Origin of the sequence: Paraburkholderia sp. J41 (assembly GCF_905220235.1) — a bacterium.
Lineage (GTDB): Bacteria > Pseudomonadota > Gammaproteobacteria > Burkholderiales > Burkholderiaceae > Paraburkholderia.
Genome location: NZ_CAJMZE010000020.1, coordinates 66,549 through 82,593, shown reverse-complemented (window position 1 = coordinate 82,593; position 16,045 = coordinate 66,549). Strand labels below are relative to the sequence as shown.

Sequence of the window (16,045 nt, the reverse complement as noted above, 5' to 3'; positions counted from 1 at the left end):
CATGCGGCCATGGTGCGTCGCAGCGATTGTAGCGAAACCCGGTGTCTCGATATTGCGAGCGCGGCCGCGCGGCTCTATCGTGTCGAAACGAGCCAACGCGGCGGGAGACGGCGATGCGCGCGATTGATCGCGAGTCGAGTTCGTATCGACGGAACAGGCGGCGTGCGCATGCATTCGCTGTGGCCGTCGTCGCGCCGATCGTGGCCGGCGCCGCGGCCCTCGCTGCGGGAACCGCCATGGCGCAAGGCGCGTCCGCCGCGGACGCTACCGCAGTGAGGAATTGGTACAACGATCCGTTCTTCGCGCTGTCGAGCGACGCGCCCGCGTGCCCCACGCCGCTCGGGCCGCTGATGACCCAGGCCGAAGCCGACGACGACGCCCACTATCGCGTCGAGCGCGGCACGACCTGTTGGCTCGCGCACAAGTGTTCGAAGCCGAATTCCTATCTTTACGATGCCGGTATCGCGTCGGCGATTCGTCAGCGGATGCAAGGCGATGCGCGATTCAAGGGCGCGAGCGTGTGGATCACCGTGCAGCGCCGCTTCGTCTACGCGGAAGGCTGCGTGCCGTCCGGTTTCGACAGCGCCGCGCTCGAACGCGCGCTCCAGGCAATTCCCGACGTCGAGCAGGTGTTCGTGCGCCTCATGTCGAATCCGCGCGGCACGCCGCCGTACAGGACGCTTGCGCGCTGAACGCGCGGCGCGCAGGCGGCTCGCGGCATGGCACAATCGCAACGTCGAAAAACTAGAAAGCCCATCGGGGTGCTCCAATGACTCGTTTCGGTTCGTCGTGGTTTACATCGTTGCGTCTGCCGGTGGCCGGCGCGTTGCTCGCCGCGCTGGCGGCATGCAGCAGCGGCCCGCCGCTGTTTCTCTCCGACGGCCGGCCGACGGTCCAGGTGCAATGCCCGGCTTCGGGCGACCGCGATTCGTGCGTGCAGCAGGCGCGTTCGCGCTGCGCGGGCGCCGGTTACGACACCGTCGCGCAGACCACCGAAGGCGACAACTACACGCTCGTGTTCGCCTGCCGCGCGGCGGCGAAATAAGCGTTCAGCCCGCGTCCGGGGCGGCGCCCGCGCTGCCGCCCGGCAGGTTCAGCAGCAGGCGCAGCAGTTCGGGCTGGCGGCGCGTCGCGGTTTTCTGAAAGATGGATTGCAGTTGCTTGCGCACGGTGTCGTGCTGAACGCCCACCTGCGCGGCGATCTCCTTGAGCGCGAGCCCTTCGGCGAGCAGCAGCGCGATGCGGCATTCGGCCGGCGAAAGGTCGAAGGCCGCCGCGAGAACCTTCTCGTCCACGGGCGGCGCCGATCTCGGGTGATAGAACGTCAGCGCCGCGTAAGCGCGCAGTTCGGCGGCCGACGCGTCGTCGGGCGTCACCACCACGTTGTAGAACGCGTAGAGCACCTCGTGCTGGCCGCTCGCGCTGCTCGCGCCGTCCGGGCTTGCGTCGCGCGCGGCCTCCCCTTTTTCGCCGACGATCCGCAGCGCCCGGAAGCGCGCCGCGGCTGCCTGGGCGCCGTTCGCACGGCTTCGCAAACGCGCTTCGCTCACGGCGATGTCCTCCAGCAACCGCGCGTGATGCGGCGCGGTGAGCGCGAGCCGGCGGTTGCGCACGCGCACGAGCGACGTCGCGCGCAGAAGCTGCTGCGCGGGCTCGTTGCTGTGCAGAACTTCGCCTTGCGCGCTGACCAGCATGGCGGGCGCGCGCTTGCGCGCCGCGAGCGCGTCCGCGTTCAGCGCGAAGCGGCGTGCGTAAAGACGCACCGCCCGCGAGAGATGCGGCGTGAGGCGTTCGAGCAGCGCGCGCGCGGCGGGCGCGAGCGGGGCGTCGTCGGCCTGGGCGCTGCATGCGAGGATGACGGTGAGCCGTTGATGGTCCACGAGCTTGCAGAGCGCCACGCAGCGATGCCCGTCCGCGACCGGGTATAGCGCGAAACCCGTCGTGCCGCCGGCGTCGTCGTCGTCGGCACAATCGAGTTCAACGCCGCAATGCAGCCACTTGCCGGCCGGGAAGGCGCGCAGCCACGAGAGCCGCACATCGTCGCGATAAAGCGGGCGGATGCGTTCGAGCGGTTCCGCGTTCGCGAGCCCGAACCCGTCGCTCCATGAAAAAAGATCGCGCTGCCGGTCGAAACCGAATAGATGTACCGAAGCCGCGCCGACCGATTCGCGTAAATGCGAACAAAAATCTTTCCAGGCGCAAGGATTATCAATGGTTTCGTAAATATCGTGCAGCAGGCGATCGTATTCCGATTCGTTGGTTTTCACGCCGTTCTCATTGTTAGCGTATCTGGCGGCCTCTCAGCGCCGATTAATGCTACCTGCATAGCCTTCCACAATTGTGGAATATACAGCCGCAATAGCCCCCGTTACTCTGCGTTCTCGTGTGGATTCGAATTCAGGCCTCAGAGTGGACCTGTGGCCATCGACATTCCGTGCGGTAACCAACGGATGGTTGTCCGCGCTGGTTTTATTCTGGGTCTGACGCGCCGATGAAAACGTCTAAATATGTCGCGGTTTGCACAAAGTGCTCAATTAGCGCAGCGAATCGGCGTCCTGCCAAATCCACGCGATTATCCGCTTTATGCGGCGCGCTGGCGAGGCGGCGAAAGTGAGCGCGCGCTTTTTCGGGTGCGTTCTCGATAAGATTGGCCATTAACGGGGGCAGCGATGAATCATCACCAACTAGAAAAGGACATCGAACATCTCGAAAATGTGATCGGCCGGCTTTCCGGCAGCGACCGCATTCCGCTTTCCTATTGGCGCGGCCGGCTCGACTCGGTTTCCACCGCGCAGCTCGTGCCTTCGCAAATCCAGCGCGTGCGCCGTCTCAACGACGCCTTGCGCGCGCTCGAAGGGCGCGTCGTAATGGAAGCGCTTCAGCAACGCGAGCGATAACGCAAAAAATTGCGCCAGTTTTGTAAAAAAGCGCGCCTTCGGATACGTTCAAACTCCAAACCGGTCACAATGGCAAGATCGTGACGAACCTGGAGATGACGTTTCATGCCGAGCTACAAGCAATTGACCGCCCAGCTTGAAAAGCTGCATAAGGAAGTGGCTGCGGCGCGTGAAAAAGAAGTTGCCCAGGCGATCGCCGAGATCAAGGAAAAAATCGCCGAGTTCGAAATCACTGCGGAAGAACTCGGGTTCTCGGGGCGCGCGGCGCCTGCGGCGCGCAAGAAAGCATTGCCTCCGCGTTATCGCAATCCCAAAACGGGCGAAACCTGGAGCGGCCGCGGCCGCGCGCCGGGCTGGCTCGACGGCAAGAACCGCGAGCGCTTTCTCATCGGCGAATAAGACACGGCGCGCATCGGCCGATATTGGCCGCTGTCGCTTGCGCCGTCTCCCGCGCTGTCTTCCGCGCCGTCTCCCGCAAAATCTCACCTTTTGATCATGCGTGCGTCCTGTTGCGTCGATCAGCGCCGGCCCGCGCATGGCGGCGCTTCGGCGCGGCGCGAGCAAGTGCTTGACGCATAACGAAGTTGGGTTCGACGCGGGCGCGTTTGCACGCTGCGAAGCACGCTGAAGCACGCCGAACCGCGAGCGCCTCGCCGTCTCCCGTAAATTCTCACCTTCACGCCGCGCGCTCGCGCGCCGCTTCGCGGAATCGGGCCCGCATCGAACATTCAACCGGCGGCCGTAATGACGTGTATCATTCGGTCCCGGCGCCGTTTTGCGCGAGCCTCCCCGAATGGTTCCGACCGCTCGTGCTATTTGTCGCGTGGAGCCGTTTTTCCGGTTGCCCGCAAGGCCGCGAATGCCTGCAAAAACGCTGCCCCCAAGCGCCGCCGCGCTCGCCGCAACCATCGCCGCGCGACCCGGTTGCCCGAATTCATCCGTGATACCCGCCTTATCCATGTCAGTAGCCGAACTCAGACGCCGCCGCACGTTCGCGGTCATCTCTCACCCGGACGCGGGCAAAACCACGCTCACCGAAAAGCTGCTGCTGTTTTCGGGCGCGATCCAGATCGCCGGTACGGTGAAGGGCAAGAAGAGCGGCCGCTTCGCGACCTCCGACTGGATGGAGATCGAAAAGCAGCGCGGCATTTCGGTCGCCAGCTCGGTCATGCAGTTCGAGTACGGCGACGCCGTCATCAACCTGCTCGACACGCCGGGCCACGAGGACTTCTCGGAAGACACCTACCGCGTGCTGACGGCCGTGGACGCGGCCGTGATGGTGATCGACGGCGCGAACGGCGTGGAAGCGCAAACGCTCAAGCTGCTCGAAGTTTGCCGCAGCCGCAAAACGCCCATTCTCACGTTCATCAACAAGCTCGACCGCGAAGTGCGCGAGCCGCTCGATCTGCTCGACGAGATCGAGCAGCATCTGGGCGTGGCGGCGGTGCCGTTCACCTGGCCCATCGGCATGGGCAAGGAATTCCAGGGCGTCTACGACATTCAGCGCGATCAGGTGCGCGTGTTCCGCGCGGGTCAGGAAACGCTCGGCGGCGCCGTGGAAACGCTGCAAGGCATCACCGACGCGCAAGGCGAAGCGCGCTTCGGCTATCACTGGAAGCGCACGAAGGAAGAAGTCGAACTGATCACGGGCGCGACGCCCACGTTCGACCGCGACAAGTTCCTTGCCGGCGAGCAGTCGCCCGTGCTGTTCGGCTCGGCGATCAACAACTTCGGCGTGAAGGAAATTCTCGACGCGCTCGTCGACCTCGCGCCGCCGCCTTCGCCGCGCATTGCCGTGCAGCGCGCCGTGTCGCCCGAAGAAGCCAAATTCACCGGCGTGGTGTTCAAGGTGCAGGCGAACATGGATCTCGCGCACCGCGACCGCGTGGCATTCATTCGGGTGTGTTCGGGCCATTTCGAGCGCGGCATGCAGCTCAAGGTCACGCGCAACAACAAGACCTTTCGTGCCAACAACGTGGTGAGCTTCCTTTCGCAGCGCCGCGAGACTGTGGCCGAAGCGTATCCCGGCGATATCATCGGCATTCCTAACCATGGCACGCTGAGTCTCGGCGACACGCTCACCGAAGGCGAAGACCTGCAATTCACGGGGCTGCCGTTCTTCGCGCCGGAAATTTTCCAGACCATCGAAGTCGTCGATCCGATGCGCGCCAAGCAGCTTGGCGAAGCGCTCAAGCAACTGGGCGAAGAGGGCGCGATCCAGGTGTTTCGTCCGCTGCACGGCGGCTCGACCATTCTGGGCGCGGTCGGCCAGCTTCAGTTCGAGGTGGTCTCGCATCGTCTTTCGGCGGAATACAAAGTGGACGTGCGCATCATGCCCGCGCGCTATCGCCTTTCGCGCTGGGTCACGTGCGACGACGCCGCCGAGCTGCGCCGTTTCACCGACTCCTACGCCGCGCGCATGGCCTACGACGCGTCGAACGCGCCCACGTATCTCGCCTCGCACGTTTCGGAAATCGAGGTCGCGCAAAAGGCTTGGCCGAAGATCGTGTTCAACGAGTTGCGCGAGCATTCGGGCGCGCCGTTCAAGAAGGCGATGTAACGGTTTTTCCCCGATCGTTCGCGTCGTTCCGCTTCGATCCGTTTCGATCCGCTTCTCTTCGGTCCGCTTCGCTTCGATCCGATAAAGCGGCCAACCGTGGCGCAAGCCATGCCGCACGCGCATGGCTTGCGCATCGACCTCGCACGCAGCCCGCTTTCCACGCACAAAAAAAGAGCGGGGCATCCCCTGGATGCCCCGCCCGGTAAGGCGCGGCGCGAAGAAAGAATTCCACGCACCGGGCTGGACCGGCGACTTGCGCCGCCGGCCGCTGTTGCTTTGCTTGCTGCTTAGAACTTGTGGCGGATACCGACGCGAATTGCGAGCTGATTGTCCGAACCCGAACCCGACGGCTGGAAAATACTCGAATTCGAATCGCCGATCTGCGCTTGCACGTCGGCGTTGCCCACGCGGCCGGATGCCTGCTGATACACGCCAAGCAGGTACACGTCGGTGCGTTTGCTGAGCGCGTAGTCGGCGGCGGCGTCGATCTGGTTCCAGTGAGCCGAAGCGAGCCCCGAAGCGCGCGAGTACGTGTAGCCGAGCGCGCCCGAGAGAGCCGGCGTGAAGGCGTACTTGCCGCCCACTTCGTAGGCGTTGTACAGCAGCGAGGAACCCGTGATCGGCGAAAGCAGCGTGTTCGTCCACAGTGCCCAGACCGTTGCCGGGCCGAACACGTAGCGGCCGCCGACGCCGAACGAGCGCAGGTCGCGCAGCGTTGCGGGCGCGATGTTGGCGAGCGTCGTCGTGAAGGCCGGCGTGGCCGATGCCGGGAACGAGATGTTCGTGTACGCCGCGCCGATGCCGAACGGGCCGAAGCCGTAGTTCGCGCCGAAGCTGTAGGCACGCGACGAAGCCGTCGAGCCCGTCGATGCGCCGGCGAACGAAGTCGTGTTCGAGAAGCCGTACAGGCCGCCGAACGTCAGGCCCGAGAAGTTGGCGCTCTGGAACTTGACGGCGTTGTTGATACGGCTCGACGTGAGCTGGTCGATGTCGTTGAAGTGGTAAGCGTAGTTGCCCGCCACCGTGTTGCCGCCCGTCGAGTAGTTCGAGCCGAGCACGTCGGTCGTGAACGCGTATTGACGGCCGAAGGTCAGCGAACCGATGCCGTCCTTCGTCAGACCGACGAAGGCTTGACGGCCGAACATGGCGCCGCCTTGACCGGCCGTGCCGTTACCGCTGTTGAAACCGTTTTCGAGCACGAAGATCGCCTTCAGGCCGCCGCCCAGGTCTTCCGTGCCGCGCAGGCCCCAACGGCTGCCTTGCGCCACGCCGTCGCCGTACGCCCACTGGCTGCTGCTGCCGCCGGTCGCGTTCTTCACGTGGCTGTTGTAGCTGATACCTGCGTCGATCAAACCGTACAGCGTGACGCTGCTTTGTGCGTGTGCCGCGCCTGCAATCGTAGCCAGAATAGCGGTGGTCAGGATTTTCTTTTTCAACTGTTTCTCCGGGTGAAGGAAAGTGACGACTCCGGTCTCGAACGGACCGGTTGATAAGCGACGGGCTGAAATTTAAGGGGCGACAACGAAACGAATGTGACAGTAAGGGTCTGTATCGAAAATGTCGCCCGCGTGTTGTGCAGATACGACACCGTGCTTGCGCGCCTGCCGATTCCGGTGAAACGGCCGTCGTTATTGGCTTTGCGACCGATTTACACGCGGCTTTCTACGATTTTGAGGCACACATCGGCCTTATAAAAATTCGTTCTATGCTTACGCGTATTGATCTCGTTAATCGGTCTTTTGAATCGCTTTTCACGATTCGCCGGATTGAGATCAATCGTGAATTAAAGGCCGATCCATGTATTTTTCTGATGAATTTTTATCGTCGATTCCAAATAAAGAAAATTGGCATGACTAACTATCGGGAATAAAAAAACGGGCTCGCGCCACGCCGGCGCAAGCCTGTTTTCCGTTTCGGCACAACGATATCGCGCGCTCTAAAACCGCCTGGAAAGCCGCCTAGAGCGAAAGCAGCGACCCGCCGCGAATCGGCGTGTCGCCCGCAATGCGTGCCACTTCCATGCCGGCGGTCGCGAAACGCGCGCTGTGCCGGGCGTACATCACGCCGCTCACGCTTGCGTGCAGCGTGGTGAGCGTGTCGGCGAGCGGATCGACGATATCGGCAATGGCGGCGCCGCGCTCGACCCAGGTGCCGCACTCGACGCGAAACACGAGCACGCCGCTTTGCGGCGCGACGATGGGTTCGGTGCCCGCGAGCGGCGTGGCCGGATGCGCGAGCGGCGGCAGCGGCGCGGCCGTGCCCTCGATCACGCCGCGCGTGATGAGATAGTCGACGATGGCCTGCGCGTCGTGCTCGGCGAATTCGTGCGAGACGTCGCGCTGGCTGCGCAGTTCGACCGTGACCGAGATGGAGCCGTACGGAATGGGATAACGCGCGCCGAAGCGCTCGCGCAATTCCGACCAGCAGAAACTGTGGATTTCGTCGAACGGATTGCCGATCGAGTTAAGCGCGAGCAGCGAAGCCTTGGCGTCAAGGTAGCGCGCGAGCGGTTCGACGTCGGGCCACAGCTCCGGGTTCGTGTAGATGTGCATGGCGGCTTCCCAGTCGCAATGCAGGTCGAGCACGATGTCGGCGTCGTAGGAGAGCGTCTGGAGCGCGAGGCGCAGGGAATCGAGTTCGGTCGCGGGGCGCTGCGCGGCGAGCGCCTCGCCCATGGCCGCGCGAATGGCGGCGCGGTTCGCGGCTTCGTCGGCGCCCAGGCGCGCTTCGATGCCCGGCAGCACGAGCGCGGTCAGTTCGTGGAAATTGCGGTTGAAATTTTGCGCCGTGTTCGACTCGAAACGGCCGATCAGATGCCCGAGCCAATGCTGGTTCAGGCCGATGGGATTGGGCACGGGCACGATGACCACTTCGCCGCGAAGGCGGCCCGCTGCTTCCAGTGCCGCGAGTTTGCGGCGCAGAACCCACGAGGTCAGCATGCCAGGCAGTTCGTCGGCGTGCAGCGACGACTGGATATAAACCTTGGCGGCGCCGCCGGGGTTGCCGTAATGGAAGCTGGTGACTTGTCGCGCGGTGCCGAGGGCGGGCGCGATCAGCGAATGGTTTCGGGTTTGCATGATGAATGCGCGGGGCGCGAGATTTGCCCGCGAACGGGCCAGATCACGATCTTAGCGGATTCGGTGCGGGGCCGGAACCGGCGTGCGCATGGCGGGCGCGCTCCGTCATTAATAAGGAAACCGAAGCAATTGCGCGCGTAAAAAAGCCCGGACCGGAGTCCGGGCTTTTTTCGGCTGGCCGGAGATTACTTGGCGCCGTACACGTCGAAGTCGAAGTACTTCTTCTCGATCGTCTTGTAGGTGCCGTCCTTGAGCATGTCGGCGATAGCCTTGTCGATCTTGGCCTTGAGGTCCGTGTCTTCCTTGCGCAGGCCGATGGCGGCCGCGCCCGTCGGGATTTCCTTGCCCGCGAACTGGAAGCCGGCGCCGCGCGGCGTCTTGAGGAAGCCCAGGTCGGCTTGCACTTCGTCTTGCAGCGCTGCGTCGAGGCGGCCCGAGATCAGGTCGGCATAGACCTGGTCCTGGTTCTGGTAAGGAACGACGTTCACGCCCTTCGGCGCCCAGTTTTCCTTCGCGTAGGTTTCCTGGATCGTGCCTTGTTCGACGCCGACCGACTTGCCCTTGAGCGAGTCAGCCGTCGGCTGGAAGTTCGAGCCCTTCTTGGCGACGAGGCGCGTCGGCGTGTCGAACAGCTTGGCCGAGAACGCGATCTGTTCCTGGCGCTGCGGCGTGATGGTCATCGACGACAGCACGCCGTCGAACTTCTTGGCCTTCAGGCCGGGGATCATGCCGTCGAAGTCCTGCTCGACCCACACGCACTTGGCGTTCAAGCGCTTGCAGATTTCGTTGCCGAGGTCGATGTCGAAGCCGACCAGCTTGCCGTCGGGTGCTTTGGATTCGAACGGCGCGTAGCTGGCGTCGACGCCGAAGCGCACGGTGGTCCAGTCCTTCGCGTGGGCGGCACCGGCCGAGACGGCCAGCAGGGCAACCGACAGGGCGGCAAGCAGTTTCTTCACTATGGGTACTCCTCGAGATGGTTCAGGACGCGCCGCTTGCGGTCGTGCCGCCGCGGCGCATGCTCCGGCGCGGCTTGCGCAGGAATTTTCGTTTGACCCGCCGGCCTGCGGCCAGCGAAGCGCGCCAAGCTTACCCGGTCAAAATTGCGGCGTCGCTAGTGTAATACCGGATGGCGAAAGATGGTGCGTGTGAGCGTACGTTCGTGCGATTGTGGGAAATCGCGCAATGCCTTGTCCGATAAGGCTTCGCGCCGAACGGCGGCGGTGCTTCGAGCGCCGTGCGCGACACGCCGGAGCGATGTTAGGCCGCAACAGTCTGAAGATTGCCGGGCCGCGCGGGCGCGGCATCGACAGGGACTGAAGGCGAATTGAAACCGGTTGGACGGCACGCCGTCAGCCGGCGTGCCGGATCGGGTCGAACGGCGGCAGGCGCTAGACCACGCGCACGCCGGCGCGATACGTGGCGCGCGGCACCGGTAGCGTGTCGAGCATCGTCACGCGCACGAAGTCGGCGCGCAAGCCGGGTTCGATCGCGCCGCGGTCCGTCAAACCCGCCTTGTGCGCCGGCTCCCATGAGATCGTGGCGAGCGCGCGCGGCAGCGTCCAGTCGGCCTTGGTCACGAGGTCGAAGGCGGCGGTGAGCAGGCTGGACGGCACGTAGTCGGACGAGAGGATGTCGAGCAAACCGGCCTGTGCGAGTTCCAGCGCAGAAACGTTGCCCGAGTGCGAGCCGCCGCGCACCACGTTCGGCGCGCCCATGATCGTGGCGATGCCGCGCTTTTTCGCCTCCTCGGCGGCGGCGCGCGTGGTCGGGAATTCGGCGAGCACGATGCCTTCCTCGGCGGCTTGCTCGACGTGCTCGACGAGCGTGTCGTCGTGGCTCGCGAGCGGAATGCCGCGCGTGCGGCAGCGCTCGACGATCTGCTGGCGGTGCGCGTCGGCGTAACGCTGCTGTTCGGTGGCCATTTCGGCGAGCATGGTTTCGGCCTGCTCGTCGGTCCATTTGCCGTGGCGCTCCTGGAAGCGGCGCCACTGCGCGCGGTCGTGCCACTGGCGCTGGCCGGGCGTGTGGTCCATCACCGAGGCGAGGCGCAGGAGCGGGTGCTCGCTCAGCGTGTCGAAGAGTTCGATCACGTCTTCGGTGGCGATTTCGCAGCGCAAGTGCAGGAAGTGGTCGGCGCGCAGCAGCTTGCGCTCCGAGAAGCGCGAGAGCGCGGCGGCGCTCGCGAGCTGCACGTCGCGGCCGCGCACGCCCACGGCCAGGCGCGTGCCGATGGCGAGCGCGTCGAACACCGTGGTGATGCCGGCGGCGGCGATCTGCGCGTCGTGGATCACGAACGCGGCGTCGGTGTTCCAGTGTACGCCGGGGCGCGGCGCGAGATGCTTTTCCAGGTTGTCGGTGTGCAGTTCGACGAGTCCGGGCAGCAGGAAGTCGCCTTCCCAGTCCTCGGCTTCGGGCGCGCTGGTCGCGCCGTGCGACAGCTCGCGGATCACGCCGTCCTCCACGCGCAGCGTGCCGGTGAAAACTTCGTCTCGCGTCACGATGCGAGCGTTCTTGATCAACATCGTCGGGCTCCGTATCAGGTATCGACGTTCAAATGTTCGGGCCGGATGCCGGCCGCGGGGTTCAGGCAGCTTCGTTCAGCGGGCCCGGCGATGCGGCGGGCCTGGGCGCGGCGAGCGTGAGCACGCGCGTGGCCACGCGCTCGCGCGTATCTTCGTCATGAAACACGCCGACGATGGCCGCGCCGCGCTCGCGCGCCTGCGCAATGAGGCTCGCGACCACTTCGCGGTTTTCGGTGTCGAGCGAGGCCGTGGGCTCGTCGAGCAGCAACACGCGATGCTGCGCGATCAAGCCGCGCGCGATGTTCACGCGCTGCTGCTCGCCGCCCGAAAACGTGGCGGGCGCGAGCGGCCACAAACGGCGCGGCACGTTCAGGCGCGCGAGCAGCGTTTGCGCGCGCTCGCGCGCTTCGTCCTCGTCGACATGGCGCGCGACGAGCGGCGCCGCCACGATATCGAGCGCGGAAACACGCGGAATCACGCGCAGGAACTGGCTCACGTAGCCCACCACGTTGCGGCGCAAGCGCAGAATGTCGTGCGGCGCGGCGCCCGTGATCTCCAGATGCTGAAGCGGCGCGCCTTCGTCGCGAATGGCGATCGAGCCGCCGCTCGCGAGATAGTTGCCATAGAGGCAGCGCAGCAGCGTGCTTTTGCCCGCGCCCGAGGGTCCGACCAGCACGACGCTTTCGCCGCGCTCCACGTCGAGCGAAACGCCCGTCAAAGCTTCGATGCCGATGCCGCCCTGGCCGTGCAGCGTGAAGGTCTTGCGCACGTTTTCGGCGCGCAGCATGAGCGCGGGGCGTTCGACGAAGGCGCGCGCGGCCGTTTGGGAAGTGAGAGTCATGTCGATCATCCTAGACGGGCAGCACCGAAGCCACCAGGGTCTGCGTATAAGGATGCTGCGGATCGTCGAGCACCTGGTCGGTCAGACCCGATTCGACGACCGTGCCGCCTTGCATCACCATGAGCCGGTGCGCGAGCAGACGCGCCACGCCGATGTCGTGCGTGACGATCAGCACGGAAAGATGCAGCGTACCCGTGAGCGTGCGCAGCAGGTCGAGCAGACGCGCCTGCACGGACACGTCGAGGCCCGCCGTGGGCTCGTCCATGAACACGAGGCGCGGCGCCGTGACGAGATTGCGCGCAATTTGCAAACGTTGCTGCATGCCGCCCGAAAACGCGGAAGGCAATTCGTCGATGCGCATGGCGTCGAGTTCCACGCGCTGCATCCATTGTTGCGCAACGTCGCGAATCTGTCCGTAGTGGCGCGCGCCCACGGCCATCAGCGGCTCGCCGATATTCGCGCCCGCGGAAACGCTCGCGCGCAGGCCGTCGCGCGGATTCTGCTGCACGAGGCCCCATTCCGTGCGCGCGAGCAGGCGGCGGCGCGGCTCGGAAAGCGTGCGCAAATCGAGCGCCTCGCCGTTTGCATTGGTGTAGCGAAGTTCGCCCGAATCCGCTTCGGTGCGAAGCGCGAGCGTGTTGAGCAGCGTGGTCTTGCCCGAACCCGACTCGCCGACGATGCACAGCACTTCGCCGGGATAGAGGTCGAAGCTCACGTCGCGGCAACCGTTGCGGCCGCCGAATTGTTTCGTGAGCGAGCGTGCGCTGAGAAGCGGCGTCATGCGTGGTCTCCCGGTTGCGTCGCGCCGGCGGAATTGGCTTCGTTGTCCGAACGACGGTCGTGGCAGTAGTCGCTGTCCGAGCAGACGAACATGCGCTTGCCCTCGTTGTCGACGATCATTTCGTCGAGGAAGCTTTCGCGCGAGCCGCACAGCGCGCACGCGTGTTCCCATCGTTGCACTTCGAACGGATGATCGTCGAAATCGAGGCTTTTTACCGGCGTATAAGGCGGAATCGCGTAGATGCGCCGCTCGCGGCCCGCGCCGAACAGTTGCAGCGCGGCGTTCATATGCAGCTTCGGATTGTCGAACTTCGGGATCGGCGACGGCGACATCAGATAGCGCCCGTTCGCCGTGACCGGATAATCGTAGGTCGTGGCGATGCTGCCGTGCTGCACGATGTCCTCGTAAAGCTTCACGCTGATGAGGCCGTAGTCCGCCAGCGCGTGCAATTTCTTGCACTCGGCCACGCGCGGTTCGAGCCGGAACAGCGGCTCGGGCATCGGCACCTGAAACACGAGAATCTGTTTGTCTGTGAGCGGCGTTTCGGGAATGCGGTGGCGCGTTTGCACGATCGTCGCTTCGCTCGTGCGCCGCGTGGTCGCGACGCCGGTGGTGCGCGCGAAGAAGCGGCGAATGTTCACGGCGTTGGTGGTGTCGTCGGAACCCTGGTCGATCACCTTGAGCGTGTCGTTCGCGCCGATGATGGCCGCCGTCACCTGAATGCCGCCCGTGCCCCAGCCGTACGGCAGCGGCATTTCGCGCGAGCCGAACGGCACTTGATAGCCGGGCACGGCCACGGCCTTGAGCAGCGCGCGGCGCAGCATGCGCTTGGTTTGCTCGTCGAGGTACGCGAAGTTGTAGCCTTGCGCGGCCTGCGTTTCGTGCGAGGTCACGGCGTGTTGCAGCGGGTCGGGCGCGTTCATGCCGCTTCTCCTTGCGAGTCTTCGAAATGCCGCGCGCGCAGTTTGCGAACGAGTTCGAGTTCGGCCTGAAAGTCGACGTAATGCGGCAATTTCAGGTGCGCCACGAAACCCGACGCTTCCACGTTGTCGCTATGCGAGAGCATGAATTCGATATCCTGCGTGGGCGCTTCGACCGTTTCGCCGAGTTCTTCCGCACGCAGCGAACGATCGACGAGCGCCATCGACATGGCCTTGCGCTCCGCATGACCGAACGCGAGACCGTAGCCTTGCGTGAACGTGGGCGGCACGTCTTTCGCGCCCGCGAACTGGTTGATCATCTGGCACTCGGTCAAGTCGATTTCGCCGATTTCGACCGCTTCGCCCAATTCGTCGAGCACCATTTCCACGGCCACGGTGCCGAAGCGGATCTCGCCCGCGAACGGGTGCGAGTTCGCATAGCCGCGCTGCGTGGCGTAGCCCATCGCCAGCAAGAAGCCTTCGTCGGCGCGCGCGAGATTTTGCAGGCGCACGCTGCGGTCGGCGGGAAACGAAAGCGGCTCGCGCGAGAGATCGCCCGGCTCCTTCGCGTCCGGCGCGGGCTGTTCCTGCTCGATCAAGCCTTCCTTGTCGAGCAGCGAAAGCACGCGCGGCATCGCTTCCTCGGGCGGAACGGCGCGCGCGGGCTGCGCCATGCCGTTCGCGCCCTGGCCGCTTTCTTCGCGGTTTTCGCCGCCTTCCGCAAGCAGCGCGAAATCGAGCAGACGCTGCGTGTAATCGTAAGTCGCGCCCAGCACCTGGCCGCCGGGCACGTCCTTGAACGTGGCCGAAATGCGCCGCGCGACCGTCATGTCCTCCGTTTTCACCGGCTCCGTATAGCCGAAGCGCGGCAGCGTCGTGCGATATGCGCGCAGCAGGAAGATCGCTTCGACGAGATCGCCGGCGGCTTGCTTGATCGCCAGCGCCGCGAGTTCTTCGTCGTACACCGAGCCTTCGGCCATCACGCGCGCGACGGCAAGGCGCATTTGCCCGCGGATCTGCGCAACGCTCAGCTCGGGCACGCGCGTGTCGCCACGGCGCGCCTCGTCGAGCAGGCGCCACGACGCTTCGATCGCGCGTTCTCCACCTTTGACGGCGACGTACATCAGTGCATCTCCACGAAGGTCGTGCGCGGCAGGCCCATCAGGCGTTCGCCGCACACGAGATAGAAGTCGATGCCGCACGGAAACAGCGGCGCCAGGGCGGCGCGTTCGCGCCAGAAACGTTCGGGCACGCCCGCGGGCGCAACGCTGCGCGTGGTTTCGATGCCGGGGCCGCGCAGCGTGAGCGGTGCGCCGCCCGTGAGCGATTCCACGCGCACGAACACCGTCGCCGAATGTTCCGGCGATTCGGGCGTGCCGCTCATGAACGCGTCGAGCGCGGGCAGCGCGTGCGCGTCATGCACATAGCCGAACGCGGCGGCGTGCGGTTCGGCCACGAGCGGCGCGTCCGCGTGAAAGCGCAGTGCGGCGGCAAGCGCGGCGTCGGGCTGCGCGAGCCACACGGGCGTGGCGTAGTCGGCCAGCGCGAGCAGCGCGGCGAAGGCGGCGAGGCCCGCGCGTTTTTCGGCGGCGGGCGCGTCCGCGCACGGCAGCGGCGTTTCGATCACGCCGATCGTGCCGGGCCGCGCGAGCGCGTCGAGCAGCGTGCGGAACACGGCCTGCGTGTCGTGAACCGGGTCGCCGAACCCCGGCGCGAGCGACGCGAGCAATTCCTGCGTCGCGGCTTTGGCGGAACGTTCGTCGTTCATGCGTCACCTCGAACCATCGTGAAGAACTCGACGCGCGTGCTGGCGGCATCGGCACGCTGCGCGTCGCGTCGGGCGTCCAGATGCGCCGCGAGCGGCGCGATCAATTGCGCATGCAAGCGTGCGTGGCGCGCGGGAATTTGCAGCAGCGCGTCGGCGAGCGCGGCCAGTTCGGCGCGGCGCTTGTCGCGGCCCAAATGACATGCGACGCCGACCGTGGCGGGGTCGTCGCCGTGCGTTTGGCGCAGGCGCAGCGTGGCGCGCGTGACAGTGGCTTCGCCTAGATTGAAAGCGTTGCCGGTGCCGCCGACACGGCCGCGCACCATCGCCAGACCGGTTTGCGGCGCGCGCAGCCAGTCGAAGGCGGGCGCGGGCGCGCCTTCGAGCGCCTCGCCGAGCGCGGCTTCGAGTTCGGCGCGCGGCGTGCGCGCGAGCACGGCCATCCAGACGCGGCGCTCGTCGCAAGACGGGGACGTGCGGGGAGAAGCGTTCATCGGAATTCCTGTTTCGTGGACAGTTTCGGGCCGCGCCTGCCAGGCCCGGCGAACAGCGTCATTGAAGCATCTATTCATCTAAACGTCTAGACGTTTAGTGGTACAGTTGTCTCGATGAGGCGCGAACGACGTTTTCATATTTCCATCACGGCCTGCGCACTACAATGCACGAAACGCTATTGAAACCG

General features: G+C 65.2%; 16 protein-coding genes. 5 read left to right on the top strand and 11 right to left on the bottom strand.

Annotation, left to right across the window (positions count from 1 at the left end; all coding sequences use genetic code 11):
* The first annotated feature begins 272 nt into the window (after positions 1-272).
* Positions 273-692 (top strand): BON domain-containing protein, encoded by a 420-nt coding sequence (locus U5805_RS20815; RefSeq protein ID WP_322105387.1) that lies wholly within the window; start codon positions 273-275, stop codon positions 690-692.
* Between the two features lie 77 nt (positions 693-769).
* The gene (locus tag U5805_RS20810; RefSeq protein WP_322105386.1) at positions 770-1,045 is read left to right on the top strand and encodes a hypothetical protein; all 276 of its coding nucleotides are present in this window, start codon (positions 770-772) and stop codon (positions 1,043-1,045) included.
* A gap of 4 nt (positions 1,046-1,049) precedes the next feature.
* Here the strand turns inward: U5805_RS20810 and U5805_RS20805 are convergent, their stop codons facing one another.
* Complete coding sequence (locus tag U5805_RS20805) at positions 1,050-2,267, bottom strand: LuxR C-terminal-related transcriptional regulator (protein WP_322105385.1); 1,218 nt, start codon at positions 2,265-2,267, stop codon at positions 1,050-1,052.
* A 402-nt stretch (positions 2,268-2,669) separates the two neighbouring features.
* Here U5805_RS20805 and U5805_RS20800 point away from each other — a divergent pair, with 402 nt between their 5' ends.
* The 3 genes from U5805_RS20800 to U5805_RS20790 all read left to right on the top strand — a co-directional run bounded on the left by U5805_RS20800 (position 2,670) and on the right by U5805_RS20790 (position 5,457).
* Positions 2,670-2,897: a hypothetical protein gene (locus U5805_RS20800; protein WP_322105384.1), complete on the top strand. Its 228-nt coding sequence runs from the start codon at positions 2,670-2,672 to the stop codon at positions 2,895-2,897.
* A 105-nt stretch (positions 2,898-3,002) separates the two neighbouring features.
* A complete protein-coding gene (locus tag U5805_RS20795; RefSeq protein WP_322105383.1) occupies positions 3,003-3,296 on the top strand; it encodes an H-NS histone family protein in 294 nt (97 codons plus the stop codon).
* A gap of 559 nt (positions 3,297-3,855) precedes the next feature.
* On the top strand, positions 3,856-5,457 hold the full coding sequence (locus U5805_RS20790) for a peptide chain release factor 3 (protein WP_322105382.1): 1,602 nt from the start codon (positions 3,856-3,858) through the stop codon (positions 5,455-5,457).
* 287 nt (positions 5,458-5,744) lie between these two features.
* Here U5805_RS20790 and U5805_RS20785 read toward each other — a convergent pair whose 3' ends face one another.
* The 10 genes from U5805_RS20785 to phnG all read right to left on the bottom strand — a co-directional run bounded on the left by U5805_RS20785 (position 5,745) and on the right by phnG (position 15,857).
* Positions 5,745-6,893, bottom strand: a complete 1,149-nt coding sequence (locus U5805_RS20785) for a porin (protein ID WP_322105381.1) — start codon at positions 6,891-6,893, stop codon at positions 5,745-5,747.
* A gap of 522 nt (positions 6,894-7,415) precedes the next feature.
* The gene (locus U5805_RS20780; RefSeq protein ID WP_322105380.1) at positions 7,416-8,534 is read right to left on the bottom strand and encodes a succinylglutamate desuccinylase/aspartoacylase family protein; all 1,119 of its coding nucleotides are present in this window, start codon (positions 8,532-8,534) and stop codon (positions 7,416-7,418) included.
* 185 nt (positions 8,535-8,719) lie between these two features.
* Positions 8,720-9,490, bottom strand: coding sequence for an ABC transporter substrate-binding protein (locus U5805_RS20775; protein WP_322105379.1), 771 nt, complete (start codon positions 9,488-9,490; stop codon positions 8,720-8,722).
* A gap of 432 nt (positions 9,491-9,922) precedes the next feature.
* Entirely contained in the window at positions 9,923-11,056 is a 1,134-nt protein-coding gene (locus tag U5805_RS20770) for an alpha-D-ribose 1-methylphosphonate 5-triphosphate diphosphatase (protein ID WP_322105378.1), read from the bottom strand.
* 61 nt (positions 11,057-11,117) lie between these two features.
* Positions 11,118-11,897 carry a phosphonate C-P lyase system protein PhnL gene (gene phnL, locus U5805_RS20765; protein WP_322105377.1) on the bottom strand — a complete coding sequence of 260 codons (780 nt, stop codon included), beginning with the start codon at positions 11,895-11,897 and terminating at the stop codon, positions 11,118-11,120.
* 10 nt (positions 11,898-11,907) lie between these two features.
* Positions 11,908-12,678, bottom strand: a complete 771-nt coding sequence (gene phnK, locus U5805_RS20760) for a phosphonate C-P lyase system protein PhnK (protein WP_322105376.1) — start codon at positions 12,676-12,678, stop codon at positions 11,908-11,910.
* Positions 12,675-13,601 carry an alpha-D-ribose 1-methylphosphonate 5-phosphate C-P-lyase PhnJ gene (locus U5805_RS20755; protein WP_322105375.1) on the bottom strand — a complete coding sequence of 309 codons (927 nt, stop codon included), beginning with the start codon at positions 13,599-13,601 and terminating at the stop codon, positions 12,675-12,677. Before U5805_RS20755 ends, phnK begins: the two co-directional genes overlap by 4 nt.
* The gene (locus tag U5805_RS20750) at positions 13,598-14,722 is read right to left on the bottom strand and encodes a carbon-phosphorus lyase complex subunit PhnI (RefSeq protein WP_322105374.1); all 1,125 of its coding nucleotides are present in this window, start codon (positions 14,720-14,722) and stop codon (positions 13,598-13,600) included. The genes U5805_RS20755 and U5805_RS20750 overlap by 4 nt, the downstream gene beginning before the upstream one ends.
* A complete protein-coding gene (phnH, locus tag U5805_RS20745) occupies positions 14,722-15,366 on the bottom strand; it encodes a phosphonate C-P lyase system protein PhnH (RefSeq protein WP_322105373.1) in 645 nt (214 codons plus the stop codon). Before phnH ends, U5805_RS20750 begins: the two co-directional genes overlap by 1 nt.
* A complete protein-coding gene (gene phnG / locus U5805_RS20740) occupies positions 15,363-15,857 on the bottom strand; it encodes a phosphonate C-P lyase system protein PhnG (RefSeq protein ID WP_322105372.1) in 495 nt (164 codons plus the stop codon). Before phnG ends, phnH begins: the two co-directional genes overlap by 4 nt.
* Positions 15,858-16,045 lie beyond the last annotated feature (188 nt).

What these genes read in the sequence shown, in the direction of transcription:
- U5805_RS20810 (WP_322105386.1), top strand. Translation starts at nt 770, where the DNA reads ATGACTCGTTTCGGTTCGTCGTGGTTTACATCGTTGCGTCTGCCGGTG.
- U5805_RS20800 (WP_322105384.1), top strand. Translation starts at nt 2,670, where the DNA reads ATGAATCATCACCAACTAGAAAAGGACATCGAACATCTCGAAAATGTG.
- U5805_RS20795 (WP_322105383.1), top strand. Translation starts at nt 3,003, where the DNA reads ATGCCGAGCTACAAGCAATTGACCGCCCAGCTTGAAAAGCTGCATAAG.
- U5805_RS20790 (WP_322105382.1), top strand. Translation starts at nt 3,856, where the DNA reads ATGTCAGTAGCCGAACTCAGACGCCGCCGCACGTTCGCGGTCATCTCT.
- U5805_RS20780 (WP_322105380.1), bottom strand. Translation starts at nt 8,534, where the DNA reads ATGCAAACCCGAAACCATTCGCTGATCGCGCCCGCCCTCGGCACCGCG.
- U5805_RS20770 (WP_322105378.1), bottom strand. Translation starts at nt 11,056, where the DNA reads ATGTTGATCAAGAACGCTCGCATCGTGACGCGAGACGAAGTTTTCACC.
- phnL (WP_322105377.1), bottom strand. Translation starts at nt 11,897, where the DNA reads ATGACTCTCACTTCCCAAACGGCCGCGCGCGCCTTCGTCGAACGCCCC.
- phnK (WP_322105376.1), bottom strand. Translation starts at nt 12,678, where the DNA reads ATGACGCCGCTTCTCAGCGCACGCTCGCTCACGAAACAATTCGGCGGC.
- U5805_RS20755 (WP_322105375.1), bottom strand. Translation starts at nt 13,601, where the DNA reads ATGAACGCGCCCGACCCGCTGCAACACGCCGTGACCTCGCACGAAACG.
- U5805_RS20750 (WP_322105374.1), bottom strand. Translation starts at nt 14,722, where the DNA reads ATGTACGTCGCCGTCAAAGGTGGAGAACGCGCGATCGAAGCGTCGTGG.
- phnH (WP_322105373.1), bottom strand. Translation starts at nt 15,366, where the DNA reads ATGAACGACGAACGTTCCGCCAAAGCCGCGACGCAGGAATTGCTCGCG.
- phnG (WP_322105372.1), bottom strand. Translation starts at nt 15,857, where the DNA reads ATGAACGCTTCTCCCCGCACGTCCCCGTCTTGCGACGAGCGCCGCGTC.